Here is a 21,322-nt window from a genome sequence, read left to right on the forward strand (position 1 = left end):
GCTTTTTATTGAAAGAGCGGATGCCGCGCAGGCATCCGCTCTGAAGTTTCATATCGGCAGGAATTACTTCAGTCGTTTTTAACCAACCTTTCGTAATGACTTGGTTTCCGATCATAGACCAGGTGAGTACCGGGCACCACTGATTTCAGGCGGGCATTGCAGAAATTGCAGTAAGCTCCCGTGGCATGAAGGGGCTTATTAAGCAATGTTGAGGCAATGATACTTCCCGATGGATCAACGATAAAACTTGCCCCATCTGCAGAATTGCCCAGAACGCCGGAATAAACAGCAATAATAAAAATCCGGTTCTCCGCCGCCCTGGTTCGGGCTAAGGGAACTGCCTTCGCCAAGGACATGCCATGCTGCCAAAGAACGGCATCAGCCCCTTTAAGCATCAAGCAGCGGGCAGCTTCAGGCAACAGCATCTCTTGTTCGTGCAGAAAGCCTATTCTGCCCATGGGCAGAGCTTTAACCACGGGGAATTGGTTTTCCGGGTTAGCAACGTCCTGTTGAGGAACCGAATCCTTTGTACGATAGCCTGCTAAGACTCCCTTGTTGGAGATTAAGCGGCTTTTTGTTTGCCCATCTGTGGAACCAGTCACAACAATAAATTGATTGTCTGCCAATAAACCCTGATAGGGTGCAACTTCTTCTTCACCCCTTGCCGTGGGCAAAACAATCAGATTCGGCTCCAGTTCCAAAAGGCGTTTAACATGGGTCATCCGGTCATCTTTTAAACCGCCGTCAGCGAGGGAACTGCTTACGGTGACGAATGGGGTTAAACCTTCGGGAATAACAGGCTCTGTCAAATAGCGATACATCGGCAGCTTTGCTGTTTCAGTGGTTAAAATACCGTACAAGTCCGGACACCTGGGGGGCAGTTCCTCATGGGCAATACATTGAATCTCACCCTGAGCATCCGTAGGAATTTCTACCGATACGATCCCATTCTTATGGGAGGGGGCCTGGGCCACACAGGTTCCCTCCGGGCTATAAACAGCGGAACGGCCTGCATAGGTAACCGTATCTGCTTCCACGCCCCATTTATCGGACACTGCCAGCCATACTTTATTTTCACGGGCTCTGGTAGCCAGCATGTAGTCGATTTGCGCATTGCTTAGTTTTTCAAGCTCCGGTCCGGATGCCGTAAGATTGGCCAGGTCAATAATCAGCTTGACCTTTTCCAGGGCCACGCTGCGGACCAGTTCCGGCAACCGGGCATCTGCACAGATGATGAGACCCACCTTGCCGAACTCCGTATCTGCTGTGACGACTTCTGCTCCTGGTTTAAACCATCTTCTGTCAAAATGCCAGAGATTGCTTTTGGATTTTCTGGCGATCTCCTCCCCTTGGGGGTTAAAAAGACTGGCCAGGTTTTCATTCTTATCAGCATAACCAAAAGCAATATAGGTATGGGTTGTCTGACAGATTTCCTTTATCTCAGCCAAAATCTTTTCCACTGCTTCTTCATACTCCGGCTTGTCAAGGGGAGCTAAAAAGTAAGCAGGATAAACGCTCTCCGGAACAATAAGCAAATCATGATGTTGAGACGCTTCAAGAATTGACTTTCTTATTTCAGCCCAAGCCTGATGAGAGTCTTGCCAGGCCTGAGCCTCAACTTGTAAACATGCTAATCTCATATGTTATTCACCCTTTACTTGGAAACATTCACATCTCTTCCCTATGTGTGTGTTATTTCCTTTCATCCGCTGCTTCTCTATGGATTCATCTTGCGATAAGGGAATTCTAACTGATTAAACTGCATCGCTTATTTTTCTTCCCCTCTAAAACTGCATCAATACCACGTCTTATGGATGCAACAGAGCGTTCGATCAAGTCCTCCTCTTCCGGCAGTAAATCGATGGGCAATATCTTTTCCACTCCCTGCCGCCCAATCACAGCGGGAACATTCAGCACCAGATCTTGATAGCCCAGTTCACCTTCCAAGTGAACTATACAAGGCATGACCCGATGCTTATCCAGCAGGATAGACTCGATCATTTCTGTTAAGGCGGCAGCGGGAGCATAATAAGCACTGCCATTGCCTAACAAATTGACGATTTCCGAACCGGCCTGACGTGTCCGTTCCATAATTTTTTCAATTTCAGCTTCCGGCAATAGCTGCTGAATGGGTATACCATGGACAGAACAATAGCGTACCAGCGGTACCATATCATCCCCATGAACCCCCAGAACAAACCCTGTTACATCTTCGGCAGATACCTTAAGCTCGCTGGCTACAAAATAGCGGAAACGCGCTGAATCAAGAACTCCCGATTGTCCAATAACCCTGTTCCGTTTAAACCCCGACTCTTTGAAAGCAACGTAGGTCATAATATCCACGGGATTGCTTAAAATGATCAGAGTACTATGGGGGGAGTGTTGAACAACCTGCCGGACGACATGGGTGACGATTCCAGCATTAATATCGCATAGTTCGTTGCGCGACATTCCCGGCTTACGGGCAATACCGGCCGTAATCACCACAACATCCGAATCAAGTGTATCCTGATAATCCGAGGTACCCGTTACGCGGACACTGGAACGAGTCAGAGGACCGGCTTCCATGATATCCAGAGCTTTCCCTTTCGTCGGATTTTCGTTTGCCTGGGTATCCAGTAAAACAATATCTCCCAACCCTTTCATAGCCAGCATAAAAGCAGTTGTTGTCCCTGTGAATCCGGATCCGATCACTGATATTTTTGCCATGAAACCGACCTCCTTAGGCACGCTTCACATAGTTGCCATCCCCTGGTTTTCCCAGTAGTTTACCTTCGGACATAATGATTTGGCCTCTCAATAAAGTCATGACGGGTTTGCCGGTGCATTGGAAACCGTTGAATGGTGACCATTTGGCTTTAGAGCAGATCCCATCATCCTGGATGGTCCACTTCTTTTTCATATCAACCAAGACAAGATCCGCATCTGCTCCCACCCGAATGCATCCTTTTTTCGGGTACAGTCCGAGGGCCTTAGCCGGATTCTCGGCATACATCCGGACAAATCCGGCCAGGGAAAGTTTATTGTTATTAACCGCTGTCAGCATTACCGCACTTGTGGTATCGATACCCGGCAGGCCGAAGGGCGATGTCCAAATTGACCCTGAATCTTTATGTCTTTTAGTTGAAGGAGCATGATCGGAAGCTAAAATATCCAGCTCTCCCTTACCCACCAATTCCATTAATTCCTGGGATTCCCGGGCTGAGCGGGAGGGCGGGGTAAATTTACCAAAGGAGCCCCGCGCGGCCAGGGTATTTTCCTCAAGGTATAAATATTGGGGACATATCTCAGCAAGCACCTTGGCCCCGGCCTCTTTTGCCTCCTGAACTATACCCACAACATCGGGGTGGCTTAAATGGGCAATGGTTACATGGGCTCCCGTCTCTTTGGCAATAAAGCAAACATTGGCCACGGAGATAGCTTCTGCAGCTTTGGAACGCCATTCCTGGATTACATGGCCGTCATCCCGGTTATTTCCCTTAAGAATTTTTTCATTCTCCGCAGTTAATGAGTCGTCTTCACAATGAACCAAAACCCTTCCCCCGAAGGAGGCGACTTTAGTAAAAGCACCATGGAGACTGGCGCTGTTTTGTCCGGGAACACCATGGGTTGTGCAGGTAAATACCTTAAAATAGGATATCCCTTCCTGCCAAAGTTTTTCCAACTGGTCATATTGACCTGGCCAGATATGAGCAGCAAAGCCAAAATCCACTAAGGATCGCTCTTCAATATAGCTCTTATAGTTTAAGAAATCTTCAACCGTAAGGATGGGGCGGCTGTGGGTATGTTCAATGACAGTGGTCACCCCGGCCATGGCCGCCGCTGTCGTGCCATGAATAAAATCCTCACGATCGGTTTCCGTTGGATCCATAAAATGCACATGTTGATCAATAAAGCCGGGCAACACGAGAAGCCCCTCAGCATCAATGGTTTGCTTGACATTTGCCAAAGGTGAAGAGCTTATTGCCTCGATTTTCCCGTTATTAATTGTAATATTTCCTTCAATCTGCCCCTGCTCTGTTTGGATTTTTGCGTTGATGATCTGAATGTCGTACATAAGTTACACTCCTAGTTTGTCTGATTTAATTACCTTAATTTTGATTGCCTTAAATGATGGTTAAACCCCGCGGATGTTTCGTCATCCGTTTTGCCCCGTCAGCGGTTACCACAAAATTATCGCCGATCTGTACGGAAGCGCCTTTAGCTTTTACCGTGGGATGAATGGCAAGGTACATGTTCTCCTGGAGAACCATGGGATCAAAAGCATCAAAATAGGGGCGCTCCACCAGCCCGTAGCCCTGGCCGTGTCCGCACAAACGAATTTCGGGATCAAATCCGTTCCTGGTCAGCCAGTCGTTGCAGGCGGCAAAAACATCTTTGCCTCTGACACCCGGTTGGCAAAGCTTGGCGAGATAGTCCTGAAGCTCGATTCCGGCTGCCGCAACCTCCAGCATTTCCGGAGCAGGCGCACCAACATTGAAGTAACGGTGAAGATCGGCATAATACCCCACCATCGTCGGCACCTCGAACAATACATTGAGAGCGTCCCCCGCTTCAATGATCTTGTTCTGATAATGAAGGGCAAACATAGGACCGGCCAGTCGTGACGAACCAACAAAAAGATTGGAGAGGTACTCGTCCGCACCCATTAACAGGGCAAGACGGTAGAGGTCTGCACCAAATTCCCGTTCCATGCGCCCAGCGTAAACAAGGGAAGGAATAGCATAGGCGGCTGCATCGTGCAGGTCACAGGCATCCTGCAGGAAACCCAGCTCTTCTGCCGATTTGACGGCAACCAGATAGTCAAACTCATCAGTAACGTCCACGGTCTCGGTTCCCGGAAGCCCTTCCAGAAGGTTATTGTAGAAACCGGCGGTAATCAGGTTCATGCCGATCAAGCCCAGCTTCCGGCAGCCTTTCTTTTGGATGACCTCCACTGCTTTTTCAGCGGCAAAGGAATCTGCATAACAGGCATTATTAAAAACAGGGATGGCGATATTATTGGTCAGGCCAACTTCCCAAGGTATGGCTTTGCCGCCTGTTCCGCCGTGACTGATCATGGTCATGGCTCCGTCTTTGTCAAATAAAAGGTAAGTGTAGTGCAGAGAACGCACCTCGGCAAACCAGCGGACATATTGGCAGAGGACCCCTTCATTGGCCTGAGTGACAAGGTAATCCAGCCTCCGCTCCTTCATGAATTCTTTAGCCAGCTGCCAGCGGCGTTCCATCTCCACCTTTGAAGGTCTGCCCTGAAAACGATCATTATGTTCAATTTTTACCATGTTTACGCTCTCCCTTACTGCAAATTTTTTACAACTTCCATTGCTTTGAAAACCGCTTCCGCAGTTGCGAAGGTGTTGGCGGTTCCGCCAAGATCTTTGGTTCGGGGGCCGCCGGTGGTTAAATTGTCTTCCACAGCCTTCTCAATCAGCCTGGCACCCCTTCGTAAATTGTCATCGCCGCGCTCATTGCCAAGGGTGTCCAGCAACAGGCCGGCGGTAAGGATACTGGCTAAGGGATTGGCAAACCCCTTGCCTACTGCCCGGGGGAATGTACCATGATTAGGACGAAACTGCGGAGTCACTCCCCCCACGTCCGCCGTGGGGGTAATTCCCATGCCGCCGGTAATATAGGCGCCGATATCCCCGATCATATCCCCGATCATATTCTCACAGGCAATGACATCAAAGCGGTCCGGATCCTTGAGCAAATGCTCTGCCAAAGCATCCACCTGGGTGAATTGCAGCTCTATATCCGGGTAATCGGCACTTACTTCAGTGAAAATCTTCCGATAGAAGTCGAAGCAGGTAACATTGCCATGCTTATTGCCCAAGGTCACCATCTTTTTACCATCCTGGCGGCGCCCATGGCGGCCGCGGGCGAGCCGGAAACAGGTGTCGGCAAATTTCTCCGTGACGTTACGGGTAACGACAATCGTATCATAAGCTGCGTCCTCTCCGATCATATGACCGGGGCGGATATAGAACCCTTCGGCCAGCTGGCGTACCAGAAGCACATCGATCTCTTCTCTGTTCCTGAGGGGACAGTCGATGCCTTTGCGAAGTCTTAAGGGGCGCAGGCCGATACTGTTGCCCATGCCACTGCGCAGGAATTGCAGCACCTGCATACCGGTCTTATACCCCGGATATTCGGACTTGGACATGTCTGCATCATAGTGACCTGCCGAGCCACAGAGCATGGCATCTGCTTTGGCAATGTCTTCACCTAAATTATCCTCACACATCTTGCCGGTTTTGACTGCATACTCAACGCCCGCCTCATAGTATCGGCAATCCAGTTCAAATCCGCCGAGTATCTCCTGTGCCTTCTGCATTGCTTTGGCACCCAGCGGAATCACGTCTTTACCTACCCCATCCAAAGGGATTACCGCGATAGTGTACTTTTTCATAGGTCTCCTCCTCCCGGTGCTGTTATGGATGTCTATCAAGCAGCCCCGCTATTTCTTAAAGTCAACTAAAAAACTTCAGCAAATTAGGCAGCCACAGAGCTACTCCCGGCATATAGGTGAAAATCAATAAGCTTATTAAACTAAGGATAACGAAAGGCATAAGTGCTCTAACCATAGTTATATAGCTGACATTGAACTTACTGACTCCGGCAAAAATGTGTATCCCAAAGGGCGGCGTATTGGTTCCAATGGCTGTGTTTAAAACAATCAGCAAGCCGAATAGGGCGGGATCCATTCCCATTCTTTGAATAACCGGGAAAAGAATGGGGACCATGATGACCATGGCCGAGAAGCCGTCAATAAACATACCCAAAATGATGAACACTAAGGTGATAATCAACAAAACCATGGAGTCGGGAACATTTAAGAGCAACTGTCCAACCGTTTGCGGAATTTGGGCAATGGTCATAACCCATGACATGATTGTTCCGGCCGAGATTAAAACCAAAATCATGGTGCTGGTCTTAGCCGATTCAATCGCGATGCTAAAGATCTCTTTCAGCTTAAAGGAGCGATAGACAAACACTTCGATGATCAAGGCGTATACCACGGCTAAAGCGGCAGCCTCCGTAGGGGTAACAAACCCACCGTAAATACCCCCTAAAATAAGCACCGGAGCTATAATCGTCCAAAAACCTTCTTTTAAACTTTTTAAAAAAGCCTTCAAATTGAATTTACCGGTCACAGGAATTTTATTTTTAATAGCATAGAAAACACCATAGGCAGCTAAAATAACACCGAAGACTATGCCCATACTGAGTCCGACTAAAAACACATCCTGTACCGATGTTCCGGTGATCGTAGCATATAAGATCATGGCGACTCCGGGGGGAATCAATGAAGACAGACTGCTGCTGGTGCTGATCAGCCCGTAAGAAAAAATATCATCGTAATTCCCTTGCCGCAAAGCGACCAGAAACACACTGCCCAGAGCTAACATGGAGGCCGTTCCCGATCCTGATATAGCTCCAAAAACCAGAGAAGCAAGTACTACGGTTATGGCAATCCCGCCTTTGAGATGGCCTACCATCTCCTTTGTTAAATTAATAATTTTTTCGCCCATGACACCCCTGGCAATAATATCTGCCAAAAGCACGAACAAAGGAAGACTTAATAAGGTAAAGGAATTGACCCCTGAAATCATTCTCTGCACCACAATAGTCGGTTCTACTCCTGTTATAAATAAGTGAATGGCTAAAGCCGCAGGCATAGCAAGGGCTACAAATACAGGAAAACCAATGAATAACAAGGCGATCATCATAATTACCAAAAAAACACCTGTTGTCAATTTATTTCCCCCCCGATTGCTTGTCTTAGCTTAATAACCACAAGCTTTAATGCATTAATAGCCATAAGGAGCACACCAACCGGGAAGCCTAAATACACCCACACCATCGATGCGTTAAGGGTTGTCATCGTTTGCCCGGTACTATAGACATCCAACGTCATATTCCAGCCGATATATACCAAGTAGGTCAAAAAGGCACATACCACGGCATAAATAAAGATATCCAAATACAAGACCGTTTTTTTCGGAATAAATCTTGCAATCAAATCCATGGTTACATGCCCGGTGGACCTCATGAGAAGGCTTGCTCCGATGAATATGACCCAAACCATGATATATTGTGTGATCTCGGCTGCCCAAGGAAGTGTTGAGCCGCTCACAGCGCTATACAAAATATTGATAAATAAAATTAATGTCGCTGAAATCATCCCTAAGGATACTGCTGTCTTTTCCAGCTTAGTTTGGATGGTATCGAGTGAAATAAGGGCTTGAAACCTGGATGAGCCTTTAACCGTATCACCCATTGATAGTCACTCCTTTTTGTAATTCCGGAGGGTTGGACTGTACCCAACCCTCCGGAGAAGTCTTTTAATTCTGCACTTGGACTGCCTGTTTAATCCCATCTAAAATTTGCTTGCCTTTTTCACCATTTACTTTTACGTATTCCTCTTCCATCTTGCCGGTTTGCTCTTTGAGTTGATTAACCAAGTCATCGGTTGGTTGATGGAATTGAACTCCCGGCATATCCTTCCTGGCTTTTTCTGTCGTAGCGTCAACCACATTGGCTGCTTCAGGAGCAGCTATTTCTGCAGCATCGGCAATAATCTTTTGCAGATCTCCGGGAAGAGCGTCATACCAGCTTTTATTAACCATGACCAGGCTTGTTAAGGCAAAATGTTTCGTCTCCGTCATGTTTTCACATACTTCATAGAACTTGTTTTCATACATCTGGGAGATAGGGATATCCAATGAATTGATCCGGCCTGTTTGTAATGAGGTATATACTTCGGAAAATGCAATAACATTGGGAGGAACGCCTAAATTGGTGTAATAGGTTTTAGCAATGTTGCTGCCGATAATGCGAAGCTTCATATCCTTTAGCTGACTTGCTTCAGTAACCGGTATCTTAGACGAAATTGTTGCATAGCCTTCAAACAAGGTGGCTAAGGCCTTGAACCCTTTGTCGTCGCCTGCAGCCATAAATGCTTTAAAGGCATCCGTTTTATATAATTCTAATAACTTCTGTTGATCCGTAGGGAAAAGATAGGGAATATCAGGCAAAGTAAAAATGGGTTGGAAATCTGTTACCGATGTTGTCGGGAAAACAACCATCTCAATAGACCCTGTTTGCAAACCCTCAACTTGCTCCTTTGAATTGCCAAGTTGGGAATTCGGATAAATTTGCACAGCTATTCTGCCGTTGCTTTCTTTTTCTACATATTCTTTAATCTTCAGTGACACGGCATGACGCGGACTTTGTTCAATTTGGGTGTGTCCTATTTTCATAACGATCTGCTTTTCGGTTGATCCTGCCTTCGCAGAGTCTCCATTATTATTTGTTTTTGAAGCACATCCAGTGAAGGTAAGGCTTAAAGCAAGGGTCAGCACTAACCCCAACACCTTTTTCATCAATAATTACCTCCCTAAAATTTAGAATTCATCTTTGATACTGAAAGCAATAATGAGGATTTCACAGCCATTAAGGATTTTCTCCCAATAATTTATAATTTTAAAAAGGTACATTCCCCCCTTATCAGAATTTACTACCAAAATTTCAAAGGACACCCTGCTTCAAATCTTGGTATCCAACCGTAAAGTGAATCATTTAAGAACTTTAAATAGTTTTGGCTTTTTCAAATTTTCAAGTTCTTACGATTTATTATACATTGGAAATTTTCAGATTTAATTATCGCTAAGAACCAAAAATATACGAGATAATTTGTTCGTGATAAATAGGGCTAGCTGAAAAAAGCCTAAAAGCACAATCCGCGGCATTATAATCAGCAAAAAGAGGCTATGTTTCTTAACAAGAAAAAGCATAGCCTCAAAACTATTTAGTCTACGGAGCATAGATTGTTTTCGCCAGGTTCAGCCTCTACAATAAAACCGAGGTGAACATGATGGATATCAAAAGAAAAAAACAACTTCTTGAGGAATATAAAAACAGAAAACCGGAAATGGGTGTCGTTTCTTTCCGCTGTCTTGCCACAGGAGAAGCTTTCCTTGGCGTTGCCAAAGATACCAGGGCTGTTTTCAACAGCACCCGCTGTAAACTGTCGGCCAACGGGCACCCTAATCAACGGCTGCAAGAGCTTTGGAACCATTATGGAGAAAATGGGTTTGAACTGTCTGTGCTTAAAGTTTTGAAGTACGAAGATCCTCAGGCTGATCACACCGATGAACTGGAAGCGCTGCGTGAGCAGTGTCTGGCCCAGGATAAACAAGCAAGGAGGATTTGGCGATGAACAAGGATATCGTGATGACTGCCGAGCAGTATGACCGCATCGACGGGAGAAGGGCTTATCGGTCGGATATCAAACGCCTGACCCTGGGCGCACCCACTATAGCCGACAACCAGGCTATGCCTATTGCCGCCCAAGTATGGAAAGAAACAGCAGAGGGCAGATTAGAAATCAGCACCGAACTGCCCCTTCATCAAGTCATCGATCTGATGATTCTCCTCAGCCGCACCCTGCTGCATTTTCGCGAAGCTTACCGGCTGCCCCTGCTCTATGATCCGGAAAAACCGACTGTGGAACGCCTTGGTGTTCAGGGGGGCGTTCTCTCCGTGGCTGTTTGCACCGAAAACCTGGATATCAAGGAGGACATTCAGAAATTTTCCCAAGCCCTCAATGATCTGGGCGAACTGACCGGGGAACGGCTGCGCGTGCTGTCCCGCATCTTAGCAGAACTGGAATAGCTTACTTTAGAAGAGCTGAAATAGCTTACTTTTAGAAGAATTGGAGTAGTTTACTATGGAAAACAGGTGGATTCTGTCGCCGGCCAGACAGCTGACAGAAGAAGAGATATCCCTTGTCTGGCAAAAGCCCGCCACTCATATCGAAAGTGAAGCTGAGCGCCGCATCTCTGCGGAAGTGTACCGGAATTGGACACGGGGTGAAATGAAAATAACCACTATTCTTTTGGAAGGAGATGCCGGCTCCGGCAAGACACAGCTTGCCAAAGCCCTCTCGGCCAACTTTGGTCTGCCTTATACGAAAGTGACCTGTTTCGCCGATATGGATAAATCCGACATTCTGGGTTCCATCCTGCCCGTACTGCCGGAAGACGGAAACAAGGATGAAGACGGGAACAAGGCTGAAGCCGTAACCTACAACTATTATCCCTCGGAAATTGTCCAGGCTTATGAAAAGGGATGGCTGTTGGAGATTCAGGAACCTACGGTCATCCGGGACGCGGCGGTGCTGATGGCTCTTAATTCGGCCTTGGAGCCGGAGGGCAGTATCAATCTGCCCACCCGGATTGCCCGTCGTCATCCCGATTTTATCGCAGTCATTACCACAAACCGCGGCTACAACGGCTGCCGCCCTCTGAACGAGGCTTTGCGCGACCGTGTGCAGCACAGTGAGAAGATGGATCTGCCTGCTGTGGAAGTCATGATGGAACGAGGGTTGGCTAAAACCGGCTGCACCGATCAGGAACTTCTGCTAACCTTTGCCCAGGCTATCGTTTTGCTGGATCAAACCGCCAAAGCCAACGCCATCAAAGGTGTGGCCGGTATGCGTTCCTATTTTTTCTGGGTGGATGCCGTTCTGCAGGGTTCAGAAACGGTGGAGGCCCTCTATCACAAGGTAATTTATAAAATCACCACCGATCCCGATGAAATCCTGATTCTTGAGCAAGCTCTGGCCAAACAGGGCATGTTGGCAGCCCTGGAAAAGGTGTCCCAACAGTCAGGAAGAGCCCAGGGCGAAATCATGGAAATCCACGCCGAAGGAACTATGGATGCCCAGTTCTCCGCCCCGGCACCGGATGATATGCCGGCGGTTGCCTTGCGCAAGTCAGCCGACAGTGAAGGACATGCTAATGATGATGGGGAAAATACCAGCTCTACTCAAAGCTCGGATCAGGGTGAGGACGGGACTCCCATCTATCATGAGCTGCAGCCAACTTCCCCGGAGGAATTGGAGCGGCAAAAGCGGGATTTCCGCAAGCATCTGAACCAGCAAGCCCGGGAAATGGTCAAAGGATCCTGCCACGAAAAGGTCAATCTGATTGTCCACCGACCGGAAGCAACTCTTGCTCATCATCATGAATATGAACAGATTGCCTCCGGCTTGCTGCCGGTCATCCGGGAATTGGTGCGCAAAACTGCTCCCTTGTTGGAACATGAAGTGGCCACGGAATTGGGGAAATCCCGTGTTTATGGAACGAAGTTCCATGCCGAGAAGCTGGCTTCTCCCGATTTTCGCTGCTTTTCCCAGAAGTGCCCGCCCAATGAAGAACCTTCTCTGGCGGTAACACTGCGCATTGACGAATCGGCCTCCATGAGTGCCTTTGGGCGGTTAACAGCCGCCAAACAGGCGGCTGTGGCAGTTTATGAATTTTGTGCAAGCTGCGGCATACCCACCTTGATTTACGGAGATACGGCAGATCGCTCACCTTTGGAGCGGATGTCCCTTTACTCCTATATTGACTATGAGAACCCATCCCTCAACGACAAGTATTCCCTCATGGCGATTCAAGGACACAGCAACAACCGGGACGGCATGGCCCTGCGCATCCTGGGCGAAAAACTGCTGCAAGCTCCCCAAAAGACCAAGCTGCTCATCAGCATCAGCGACGGTCAGCCCAAGGCCCTGCCCGACTACACCGGCGAGGTTGCCCTAGCCGATATGAAAGAGGTCATCCGGGACTACAGCCGCCAAGGCATCCTGTTTCTGGCCGCTGCCATTGGGCAGGATAAGGAGACCCTTTGTGATATTTACGGGCCGGAACGCTATCTGGACATTACCGATTTACGGCAACTGCCGGCCCGGCTGGTTCAAGTCATTGCCAAATATCTCTAGCTGAATCTATACTGGACTTACCGCCCTTGAAACCCGCTGCCTATAGAGGCAGGGGTCTTAGGGCGGATTAGTTCAGTGATAAGCGTATAACTTCCTGGAGGTGATCACTATGGATTGCGCCAAAGTGGGGCGTTTGATTTTACAATTGCGCAAAGAAAAGGGTCTGACCCAGCAACAGGTTGCCGATGTGCTGAATATCAGCAACAAGACGATCTCCAAATGGGAGCGCGGCTTGGGCTGCCCCGATGTTACCCTCTGGTCCGGGCTTTCGGCGGTACTGGGAGCAGATATTCAAAAAATGCTGGAGGGAAAACTCGATCCCAACTTACCCGATGTGGGGAAGATTGATAAAACTCAATTCTATGTCTGCCCAGCCTGCGGAAACATTCTGACCAGTACGGGGAAAGCCTCCCTCGCCTGCTGCGGACGAAAACTGCAGCCCTTAAAGCCGGTGCCCTGCACCGCAGATCATGCCATCACCGTGGAGAAGCTGGACATGGACTATTTTATTACCATTGACCATGACATGATGAAAGACCACTATATCCCCTTTGTGGCTTATGTACTTTATGACAGAATGCTGCTGACCCGCTTGTATCCGGAGCAAAGCGCGGAAGTCCGTATTCCCATACTGAAAAAGGCCGGCCATCTGTACGTGTATTGTACAAGGCACGGCCTGCAAAAATATTCCGGTGTTTTTGAATGAACTTTCAGAGCCATGCCCATGAGCGAATTTTGTTCACGGGCATGGCAGCCCTATACTGCTTTGTGCAGCTTGACTAGGCAATTCTCCACCCTCTGGCCATTTCCTGAGCCGCCCAGAGCCGGGCGTACATACCTTCCTTCTTAAGCAGCTGAGTATGGGTTCCTTGCTCCAGAAGTTCCCCTTTGTCAAAAACAAGAATCTGATCGGCACTCTGAATGGTACGCAGATGATGGGCGATGGCCAATACCGTTCTGTCCTTGGCTAAAGTGCTGATAGCCTGCTGGATCTTGGTTTCATTGACCGGATCAACATTGCTGGTGATTTCGTCCAGCACTACGATCGGTGCATTTTTAAGGAAAGCCCGGGCAATGGAGAGGCGCTGTTTTTGACCACCCGACAATCCCACCCCGTTTTCCCCCACCTTCGTATCATAGCCCTGAGGTAAGCTGCTGATAAAATCATGGATCTGAGCCTTTTGGGCCGCCTCAATCACTTGTTCCCGTGTGGCATCCCGGTTGCCCAGCCGGATGTTTTCATAGATGCTGTCGGCAAAGAGCACCACATTCTGCATGACAATACTGACCTTGGCCAGCAGCTGATCATAATCCATCTCCCGGATATCCACCCCGCCTACTTTGATCGAGCCGCTTTGGCTGTCCCAGAAGCGGAGCAGCAGATTGGTGATGGTGGTTTTACCGGACCCTGAGGGACCTACCAGGGCGGTCAGGGTTCCCTGGGGCAATCGGAAATTAATATTTTTCAGGGCAAACTCATCGGTTTCATAAGAGAAGCCGACCTTTTCATAGGTGATGTCAAAGGCTTCGCTCCTCCTGGGCGCTGCCGCCGCCGGCACAGTGGGAGCCTCCAGAAGCCCCGCTACCCGGCGGTAGCTGTCTTTTACCTGGAGATAATCCAGCCAGTATTTTTCAATCTTCCGAAAGGGCTTGTAAAATTCCATGCTGAAAATGATAAACAGCAAAAAGGTTCCCATCTCCAGGCTTCCCCTGTACAGCAGGAGAGCGCCGGTGATGATCATCATGGCATAAGAAAGCTCAAAAAAGAGGGAAAACCTGCCCACATAGTCCGCCACTGTCTTGGCTTGCCGGCGGGCGCTTACTCCGAATTTTTCGATACTGCCCCGCAGTTTGGCTTCGAAATCCGGGTTTTCCGAAAAAGCCTTCAGCAAAGGAATGCCTTTGGTGTATTCCACAAACAAGCTGACCATATCGGCCAGGTCGTCATTGGTCTTTTCCTGCAGCCTGAGATTTTTGCGAAAGCCCAAGACCAGCATCAGCACAGCCAGGGGCAGGAAAGAGACCATGGCCAGCCCCAAAAGCAGACTTTGGCTGAAAAGCCAAATCCCAAGGATCAGGGCAATGAGGATATCGCTGAGCATCACGGAGAAAAAATGCCCGACCACACCCTCCAGATTGTCCACATCTTTATGGATGATGGTGCTGATTTCACCCAGCCGCTCCTTGCTGTAAAAACCCAGAGAGAACTGCTTGAGCTTTTTGATGATGCTTTCCCGCACCGTGAGCACCACGTCAAAACCGGCAAAGTGTTTGGCCATATCCGCCACCACTGCCATCAAGGTTTTGAGCAGCACAATGGCCAACAGGGCAATCCACAATCCTGTCAGTTCACCGGCCCCCTGATAGGCATGAATATGATTCAGCATGTCGATCACCAGGTACATCAGATAGGCTCCCAAAAGACCTGCCGCGGTAAAAGCCATGGTGGCTGTGGCGATCAGAGCTTTTCCCTGACCGGTAACCACCGAGAGAATTTTTTTAATCATGCCCATACCTCCTGAGTTTGCTTGATTTCCCAATGATCTACTTGCTTCTGCGCTTGGACCATCTCTTGATAAAGGGGGCAGGTGTCAAGCAGCTCCCGGTGTTTGCCGCCGGCAATCATCCGTCCGCCATCCATGACGATGATCTGATCGGCATTGACAATCGTGTTCAAATGATGGGCGATAATAATCAGGGTCTTGTTTTGACTGAGATTCGTCATCGCTTCCTGAATCAGGTGTTCATTATACGGATCAATGGCGGCGGTCGCCTCATCCAGAATAATGATGGGAGCATTTTTCAGCATCATACGGGCAATAGCGATCCGCTGTTTTTCACCGCCGGAGAGCTTTGCTCCCCCTTCCCCCACCACGGTATCGTAGCCCTCCGGCAGATTGTCGATCATCTCGTGGATCCGGGCTTTTTGGGCGGCTTCCATGATTTCCGCCTTGCTTGCCTCAGCCCGTCCGATGCGGATATTTTCCGCAATGGTGGTGTTAAACAGGAAGGTATCCTGCTGCACGATGGAAACCAGGCCGGACAAATCCCCCTCATTGATGGCAGCAATATTTTTTCCGCCGATAGTTACGTTTCCCTGTTCCACAGGCCAAAAGCCCATGATCAAACTGGCGATAGTGGATTTTCCGGAACCGGAGGAGCCGACAATGGCGTTGACGGTATTTTCCCGGAAGGTGAGGCTGACTTCTTTTAAGGCTTCCTCCCTGCCGTCATAGCTGAAGGTCACATCCCGCAATTTGATATCTCCGGGCCCCAGAGATGGGTCCCGGGGATAATCCGGCCGGGGACTTTCACCTGTAATGGTGGCAATGCTCTCCACGGACCGGCCCAGCACAATATCGGCGTGATGGAAGGACATATACCTGATTAAAGAACTGGAAAACAAATTGGCCAGAATCAGGGCCAGAATGAAACGGATCAGGGAAAGCTGCCCGCTGATCATCAGCCCCGCTCCTACGATCACCACCAGCACCAGGCCGATTTCCAGCAGCATCTGAACCATACTTAAGGGGACGGAAACCGTGTACATGATTTTTTTGACCCAGCTGATATAAGCTCTCATGCGGGAAAGGACTGCTCCGGTTTTTTGTTCATCGGTGGCAAAGGCTTTGATGGCGGGCATGGTGGAGATATATTCAATCAAGTCCTCCGACATCTCTTTCGTACTTTGGATGTAACGTTTCAAGGTCTTATCCCATAGTTTGTAAACAACTTTTTGATAAAGCACCATCACCGGAAAAGGTGTGATTAAGGCCAGGCCCAGCCGCCAGTCAATCGCCAGCATGGAAAGAGCAGTCAGTGCAGGAAGCAGCAGAGTGATTTTAATCTCCGGCTGGGCGTGGGCAAGATAGATTTCAATCTGCTCCACATCATGATTGATGATATTGGCCAAATCCCCGGTTTTGCGCTTTTGAAAAAAACTCAGGGGCAGCTTCTTGAGATGGCTCACCATATCCAGGCGGATTTCCGCCAAGCTTCGGTAAGCCGCATCATGGGCCCGTCCGGTTCCTATGGCGTAAAAGACGGCCTTCATGACCTGGAAAAGGACAATGCCCCCTCCGGCCAGGGCAATCTTCTGAATTGACACCTGTTCTGTTATAAACAAATTGACCAGCCAGACCACTAAAAAGGTGGTGGCAATGCCGGACAGTACGCTCACCGTCATGTAACGATCCGCTGCTTTGTTCTTGGTTTTGATTTGTTTGGTTAGGGTTTTCGTATCCAAGGTTAGCCTCCTCTAACTATTTATTTTTCAAAAAGAGTATGGCACCCATACTCTTCAGGTAAAAAAATTTACTCTCCAATCAGATGGCTTAATTCTTCTGCTTTAGTCGTAATCGCGGCTAAAAAGCGCGACAAAAACTGAACCTCATGTTCCGAGGCATTGGTCAGTTCATCCTCTACCATGCCGTTCAAAAGAGCATGATAGTGCATATGATTGCTGTGTGCTTTCTCTCCTTTCTCGGTCAGCCGCAGTGAAAGCTTGGATAAGTTATAATCGTCCGTTTCCTTGACAACCAGAGCCTTTCTCTCCAGCTTTTTGATGATTTCGGAAACCGATCCTTTGGTAATCCCCAAAAGTTCGGCCAAACCGCCCACATGAATACCGGGATGCTCGGCAATGGCCGACAGCATATGAATTTCCGCGTGGAAAATCTGTGTGTCGGTTCCATAATAACGGGCCTGTTTATCCAGCTCTACATAGGTCATGGCCAAATTTAAAATATCATAGCCAATTTGTTGTTTAATGTTTCTAACTTCCTTCATGACCATAGTGTACGGCAACCATACTCTTTTGTCAAGAAGCAATCAAGCCCATTTACTCCGGCACCCGATACCCCTTATCTTTAACAAGATTGACAACGGCATCGACGATGTCCGGGTTATATAAAATGCCTCTGTTCATGAGCAGCTCATCCATAGCTGCATCCATTCCCAAGGCCGGCCGATAGGGCCGGTGGGATATCATGGATTCAAAAACATCCGCCACCCCTACTACCTGCGCTTCCGGAAGTATCTTGTCGCTGCCTAATCCGTACGGGTACCCGCTGCCATTGAAGCGCTCATGATGTTGGAGGACAATTTGGGCCGTGGGCAAAAAGAACGGAATATCTTTTAGTATCTTATATCCGGCTTCCGGGTGGGTTTTTACCAAAGCAAACTCGAAAGGGGTCAGTTTCGCAGGCTTGGACAGCAATTCGCTGGGTATGCCGATTTTTCCTATGTCATGAACAATTCCTGCACGAAAGACCGTTTCACAACGGTCCGGACTCCAGCCCATCTCTTCAGCGACAGCCATGCTGATCATGGCTACCCGCCTTTGATGTCCGGAGGTATACAAGTCTTTATGCTCCACTATGTTGGCAATAGCGAGCATGGTGCCATCCATGGCTTCCTCCAGCTGCCGGGCTTTAATCGCTATCTCACTCTGATAATGAATATTATCTATGGCGATGGCCGCTGTATCCGCAAGAACCTGCAGCACTTTGATCTGCTCAGAGGTCGCACTATGGTTCTCACTCCAATAACAACCGATGGCACCGATCGGATCATTGGTTTTAATCGGAACCATTGCAAGGCTTTTCACAAAGGTCTTTTTATAGACATCAATGGGAATGCGCGAATCAGCGTAAATATCCTCAATAACAGCTGGTTTTTGGTTCATCATCACCCATCCGCTGATACAGGACTCCATAGGGAACCGGCCGCCCTTCCATAAGGGAGAGATGGCATCTTCTTCAGCATAGTAGCAGAAATTATTTTCGCGCAATACAAAGGTTGCGCCGTCGGACCCGGTCAAATCGCGCACTGAATGACGTACAATATCCATAACGTCAGTTAAATCACGGGTTGCCGACAATTCCTGAACAACATGCAGCAACCTTTCCATGGTATATATGTATATAGAATTGTTGAAGGATTCCTTCCGATTCAGCAGAACATCGTCCATAATCTTCACCCACCGACTCAAACAAAAACCTGTAACCAACCTATCGTGACCATTTTCATTAAAATATACTAATAGCCGTCCTTATAATAATTATTATAGCAAAGAAGCTAAAGATATCATAGCCTTCGACATCCCATCTCTTAGGCTTTCCGCTTTAACACACCATAACAATGTGGGTGTACCGGCCGATTTCCAGCCGGTACACCCACATTGTTATTGCTTAATCAGGCATTTTTCAACAGGCATAATAAAGCAAATACCGTTGGCGGGGGAGTTCAGCCCCGCTTTTTGCTGGATGGCGGCCATGATATTTTCCACGGCATCCTCGTTTACGATACTTAAGATGATTTCTTTTTCAGTATCGACGGTAATTCCCATAATCGATTTATGCACCGGGCCGGAACCGCGGGCGTTGATGACGGTCCCTCCTCCTGCTCCTGCCTGGCGGGCGATTTCCACCACCTCGTCGGCGAAGCCGGCGTTGACGATGATGTAGAGAGCTTTAAGGTTGTTATCGTTTTCCATTTTCAATAGTCTCCTGCATTTTTTTAATAAGATCACTCAAAGCGCCTGGAACCTAGCAGCGCTTAGCAACCGATAACCCTTCCACAGGTATTGTAAAGGCAATTCCTGTATTCGGTTGATCAAAGTTGAACTTCTTGATCAGCATTTCCAGCACAGCATCGGATTTTTCGCCAGGCAACAGGCAGGTTATGACCACCTTGTTTTCTTCCGGCACCATCCCCAGTATGCTTTTAAGGTATCCCGCATTGATCGTACCCCTGCCATAGACGATGTTGACCAGCCGCCCTCCCCTCTCCGTGAGAGCGTCTAAAAGTGCCTCTTTTTGTTTTCTTCCGGCGATCAGCGTCAGAAAAACCAAGCCGTTTAAACAATTATTCATGACGATCCTTTACCTCCATGATGAAGCTCTCCTCATTTGTTTCCTTTTTTTGAACATCCCTTGTTTCAGTTTTCCCCGCCTGGGCAGCAAGTGCAGCCAGTTCCTCAAGCTCCGCTGCCTCGACCTCAGTGATGAGCTTCCGTGTCTTGCTAAGCCGTATATCATAAATTATGCCTAAAGCCTGCACAGCGATTAAGGGTGTAACCGAGATAAAGGCAATGATCCCGAACCCGTTGATCAAAACCGACTGGGCACCCGGTCCCGCTGAGGCCGCTACAGCCTGGGCCGTTCCGAGGGTAAGGGGAGTTAAAAAGGCCGATGTCAAGGCGCCCCCTGTAACTCCCCCCGAATCGAAGGCCAGACCCACGAACAGCCGGGAGGAAAATCTGAGCATAATCAGCGCTATGGCATAGAGAGGAATCAAAAACCAAAGAATATTGATTTGGGTCAGGATCTTCACCATGCAGATCAAGGCGGCAAAGCCTATACCGATAGCCAGGGTGATGCGTATAGACATTTTTGTAATATGACCGTTGGTTATTTCTTCAAGCTGTTCCCCCAGTACGGTGACGGCCGGTTCCGACAGGGTAATGGCAGCGCCCAGCACAAACCCCACCAGCAACAGCAGCCATTTAAACCAACCAGGACGGGCAGCATCCAGAAAAACTTCACCAATGTATTTGCCGGCAAAGGCAAAGCCGAAGTCGATTCCCGACAAAAAGATGAGCAGACCGACATATACGACGAGGGTTCCCAGCAGGATCTTGATGAACTCCCTTTTGGACAGCTTAATCAGAAACAGCTGAAAGGGCAAAAATACAATCACAATCGGAAATAGGGCCAGGGCAACGCCTCCCATATTATCCAGGATGATTTCACCCAGATGCTCCACAGCTCCCGGATTATACAGCCCGGCGGGAGGAATTACTCCGCCGTAGACCCCTTTGAGCACGATGCCATAAATAAACACCGCCAGAATCGGACCTACTGAGGCCAAGCCAATGATGCCGAAGGTGTCTTCGTTGGTTTTGGATTTGGACATAGTGGCGGAAATCCCTAGACCCAGCGCTAGGATAAAGGGCACTGAGACATCACCCGTGGTGGCTCCGCTGCCATCGAAGGCCAAAGCGATGAACTGTTCGGGAACAAAAATAACCACAATAAAGATCACGATATAAAACACGGCGAAAACGATTTTGATATTCAGGTCTTTCAGAATTCTGAACAGGGAAAACCCGACAAACAGACCTATTCCCGTGCTCAGAACCCATACGAAAACCATTTCGTTAACGCCTGCCATAATCATGTGGGTCTGCTTCGCCAATACCCACAGGGCCGGTTCGGCGACGGTGGCCAGAAGTCCAAACAAAAAACCGACGATGATAATGAAAAGGGCTTTTTTCAGCCGGATCAGCGAACTACCCACCAGCTTTCCGATGGGCAGAATACTGATATCCAGTCCGTTCAAAAACAAGGCCTGTCCGACAACCACACCCAGATAGCCCACGGCCAGCTTGACGTAATCGTAAGCATTTTCCATGGGCGCTACAAAGCCGCACACAATGATAATCACTGCGGCCAGGGGCAGGGACGATATGAAAACTTCTTTAAGGGTGTTAAAGTATTTCATGCTGATTATTATAGCACAGGCACAAGTATC

At 48.5% G+C, this 21,322-nt stretch carries 19 protein-coding genes; 4 read left to right on the top strand and 15 right to left on the bottom strand.

The annotated features are described in order from the left end of the window. Positions 1 to 68: 68 nt before the first annotated feature. The 8 genes from DESLBE_RS07845 to DESLBE_RS07880 form a co-directional block, all read right to left on the bottom strand. The gene (locus DESLBE_RS07845; protein WP_144676188.1) at positions 69 to 1,640 is read right to left on the bottom strand and encodes a carbon-nitrogen hydrolase family protein; all 1,572 of its coding nucleotides are present in this window, start codon (positions 1,638 to 1,640) and stop codon (positions 69 to 71) included. A 106-nt stretch (positions 1,641 to 1,746) separates the two neighbouring features. Beyond that, a complete protein-coding gene (gene mdh / locus DESLBE_RS07850) occupies positions 1,747 to 2,709 on the bottom strand; it encodes a malate dehydrogenase (protein WP_144676190.1) in 963 nt (320 codons plus the stop codon). Between the two features lie 13 nt (positions 2,710 to 2,722). After that, complete coding sequence (gene pyrC / locus DESLBE_RS07855; RefSeq protein ID WP_144676192.1) at positions 2,723 to 4,057, bottom strand: dihydroorotase; 1,335 nt, start codon at positions 4,055 to 4,057, stop codon at positions 2,723 to 2,725. Between the two features lie 49 nt (positions 4,058 to 4,106). Then, positions 4,107 to 5,282 (bottom strand): M24 family metallopeptidase, encoded by a 1,176-nt coding sequence (locus DESLBE_RS07860; RefSeq protein WP_144676194.1) that lies wholly within the window; start codon positions 5,280 to 5,282, stop codon positions 4,107 to 4,109. 14 nt (positions 5,283 to 5,296) lie between these two features. Further along, entirely contained in the window at positions 5,297 to 6,409 is a 1,113-nt protein-coding gene (locus DESLBE_RS07865) for an isocitrate/isopropylmalate family dehydrogenase (protein ID WP_144676196.1), read from the bottom strand. Positions 6,410 to 6,470: 61 nt separating this feature from the next. Then, positions 6,471 to 7,757 (bottom strand): TRAP transporter large permease, encoded by a 1,287-nt coding sequence (locus DESLBE_RS07870; protein ID WP_144676198.1) that lies wholly within the window; start codon positions 7,755 to 7,757, stop codon positions 6,471 to 6,473. Continuing rightward, positions 7,754 to 8,281, bottom strand: a complete 528-nt coding sequence (locus tag DESLBE_RS07875) for a TRAP transporter small permease (RefSeq protein ID WP_144676200.1) — start codon at positions 8,279 to 8,281, stop codon at positions 7,754 to 7,756. The genes DESLBE_RS07870 and DESLBE_RS07875 overlap by 4 nt, the downstream gene beginning before the upstream one ends. A gap of 64 nt (positions 8,282 to 8,345) precedes the next feature. Next, the gene (locus DESLBE_RS07880) at positions 8,346 to 9,386 is read right to left on the bottom strand and encodes a TRAP transporter substrate-binding protein (protein ID WP_144676202.1); all 1,041 of its coding nucleotides are present in this window, start codon (positions 9,384 to 9,386) and stop codon (positions 8,346 to 8,348) included. A gap of 488 nt (positions 9,387 to 9,874) precedes the next feature. Between DESLBE_RS07880 and DESLBE_RS07885 the strand changes: the two genes are divergently transcribed. From DESLBE_RS07885 to DESLBE_RS07900, 4 genes are all read left to right on the top strand, one after another. Continuing rightward, the gene (locus tag DESLBE_RS07885; protein ID WP_144676204.1) at positions 9,875 to 10,222 is read left to right on the top strand and encodes a GIY-YIG nuclease family protein; all 348 of its coding nucleotides are present in this window, start codon (positions 9,875 to 9,877) and stop codon (positions 10,220 to 10,222) included. Then, the gene (locus DESLBE_RS07890) at positions 10,219 to 10,677 is read left to right on the top strand and encodes a DUF6530 family protein (protein ID WP_144676206.1); all 459 of its coding nucleotides are present in this window, start codon (positions 10,219 to 10,221) and stop codon (positions 10,675 to 10,677) included. Before DESLBE_RS07885 ends, DESLBE_RS07890 begins: the two co-directional genes overlap by 4 nt. Positions 10,678 to 10,732: 55 nt before the next feature. After that, positions 10,733 to 12,787: an AAA family ATPase gene (locus DESLBE_RS07895; RefSeq protein ID WP_144676209.1), complete on the top strand. Its 2,055-nt coding sequence runs from the start codon at positions 10,733 to 10,735 to the stop codon at positions 12,785 to 12,787. Positions 12,788 to 12,896: 109 nt separating this feature from the next. Beyond that, positions 12,897 to 13,493: a helix-turn-helix domain-containing protein gene (locus DESLBE_RS07900; protein WP_144676211.1), complete on the top strand. Its 597-nt coding sequence runs from the start codon at positions 12,897 to 12,899 to the stop codon at positions 13,491 to 13,493. 73 nt (positions 13,494 to 13,566) lie between these two features. Here the strand turns inward: DESLBE_RS07900 and DESLBE_RS07905 are convergent, their stop codons facing one another. From DESLBE_RS07905 to DESLBE_RS07935, 7 genes are all read right to left on the bottom strand, one after another. After that, entirely contained in the window at positions 13,567 to 15,294 is a 1,728-nt protein-coding gene (locus DESLBE_RS07905) for an ABC transporter ATP-binding protein (protein ID WP_144676213.1), read from the bottom strand. Then, positions 15,291 to 17,033: an ABC transporter ATP-binding protein gene (locus DESLBE_RS07910; protein ID WP_144676215.1), complete on the bottom strand. Its 1,743-nt coding sequence runs from the start codon at positions 17,031 to 17,033 to the stop codon at positions 15,291 to 15,293. The genes DESLBE_RS07905 and DESLBE_RS07910 overlap by 4 nt, the downstream gene beginning before the upstream one ends. Positions 17,034 to 17,101: 68 nt before the next feature. Further along, positions 17,102 to 17,575, bottom strand: coding sequence for a MarR family transcriptional regulator (locus DESLBE_RS07915; RefSeq protein WP_172625522.1), 474 nt, complete (start codon positions 17,573 to 17,575; stop codon positions 17,102 to 17,104). Between the two features lie 52 nt (positions 17,576 to 17,627). Continuing rightward, positions 17,628 to 18,758, bottom strand: coding sequence for an HD domain-containing phosphohydrolase (locus DESLBE_RS07920; RefSeq protein WP_144676219.1), 1,131 nt, complete (start codon positions 18,756 to 18,758; stop codon positions 17,628 to 17,630). A 213-nt stretch (positions 18,759 to 18,971) separates the two neighbouring features. Next, the gene (locus tag DESLBE_RS07925) at positions 18,972 to 19,283 is read right to left on the bottom strand and encodes a P-II family nitrogen regulator (protein WP_058491878.1); all 312 of its coding nucleotides are present in this window, start codon (positions 19,281 to 19,283) and stop codon (positions 18,972 to 18,974) included. Between the two features lie 52 nt (positions 19,284 to 19,335). Continuing rightward, a complete protein-coding gene (locus DESLBE_RS07930) occupies positions 19,336 to 19,662 on the bottom strand; it encodes a hypothetical protein (RefSeq protein ID WP_011461229.1) in 327 nt (108 codons plus the stop codon). Then, on the bottom strand, positions 19,655 to 21,292 hold the full coding sequence (locus DESLBE_RS07935) for a DUF1538 domain-containing protein (RefSeq protein ID WP_144676221.1): 1,638 nt from the start codon (positions 21,290 to 21,292) through the stop codon (positions 19,655 to 19,657). Before DESLBE_RS07935 ends, DESLBE_RS07930 begins: the two co-directional genes overlap by 8 nt. Between the last annotated feature and the right edge of the window lie 30 nt (positions 21,293 to 21,322).

Source organism: Desulfitobacterium sp. LBE (assembly GCF_007830365.1).
Lineage (GTDB): Bacteria > Bacillota > Desulfitobacteriia > Desulfitobacteriales > Desulfitobacteriaceae > Desulfitobacterium > Desulfitobacterium hafniense.

Bases quoted from the DNA above. Each gene is read 5' to 3' on its own strand.
- DESLBE_RS07890 (WP_144676206.1), top strand. From the start codon at position 10,219: ATGAACAAGGATATCGTGATGACTGCCGAGCAGTATGACCGCATCGAC.
- DESLBE_RS07905 (WP_144676213.1), bottom strand. From the start codon at position 15,294: ATGATTAAAAAAATTCTCTCGGTGGTTACCGGTCAGGGAAAAGCTCTG.
- DESLBE_RS07915 (WP_172625522.1), bottom strand. From the start codon at position 17,575: ATGAAGGAAGTTAGAAACATTAAACAACAAATTGGCTATGATATTTTA.
- DESLBE_RS07900 (WP_144676211.1), top strand. From the start codon at position 12,897: ATGGATTGCGCCAAAGTGGGGCGTTTGATTTTACAATTGCGCAAAGAA.
- DESLBE_RS07860 (WP_144676194.1), bottom strand. From the start codon at position 5,282: ATGGTAAAAATTGAACATAATGATCGTTTTCAGGGCAGACCTTCAAAG.
- DESLBE_RS07930 (WP_011461229.1), bottom strand. From the start codon at position 19,662: ATGAATAATTGTTTAAACGGCTTGGTTTTTCTGACGCTGATCGCCGGA.
- DESLBE_RS07920 (WP_144676219.1), bottom strand. From the start codon at position 18,758: ATGGACGATGTTCTGCTGAATCGGAAGGAATCCTTCAACAATTCTATA.
- pyrC (WP_144676192.1), bottom strand. From the start codon at position 4,057: ATGTACGACATTCAGATCATCAACGCAAAAATCCAAACAGAGCAGGGG.
- mdh (WP_144676190.1), bottom strand. From the start codon at position 2,709: ATGGCAAAAATATCAGTGATCGGATCCGGATTCACAGGGACAACAACT.
- DESLBE_RS07895 (WP_144676209.1), top strand. From the start codon at position 10,733: ATGGAAAACAGGTGGATTCTGTCGCCGGCCAGACAGCTGACAGAAGAA.
- DESLBE_RS07925 (WP_058491878.1), bottom strand. From the start codon at position 19,283: ATGGAAAACGATAACAACCTTAAAGCTCTCTACATCATCGTCAACGCC.
- DESLBE_RS07885 (WP_144676204.1), top strand. From the start codon at position 9,875: ATGATGGATATCAAAAGAAAAAAACAACTTCTTGAGGAATATAAAAAC.
- DESLBE_RS07935 (WP_144676221.1), bottom strand. From the start codon at position 21,292: ATGAAATACTTTAACACCCTTAAAGAAGTTTTCATATCGTCCCTGCCC.
- DESLBE_RS07865 (WP_144676196.1), bottom strand. From the start codon at position 6,409: ATGAAAAAGTACACTATCGCGGTAATCCCTTTGGATGGGGTAGGTAAA.
- DESLBE_RS07875 (WP_144676200.1), bottom strand. From the start codon at position 8,281: ATGGGTGATACGGTTAAAGGCTCATCCAGGTTTCAAGCCCTTATTTCA.
- DESLBE_RS07880 (WP_144676202.1), bottom strand. From the start codon at position 9,386: ATGAAAAAGGTGTTGGGGTTAGTGCTGACCCTTGCTTTAAGCCTTACC.
- DESLBE_RS07845 (WP_144676188.1), bottom strand. From the start codon at position 1,640: ATGAGATTAGCATGTTTACAAGTTGAGGCTCAGGCCTGGCAAGACTCT.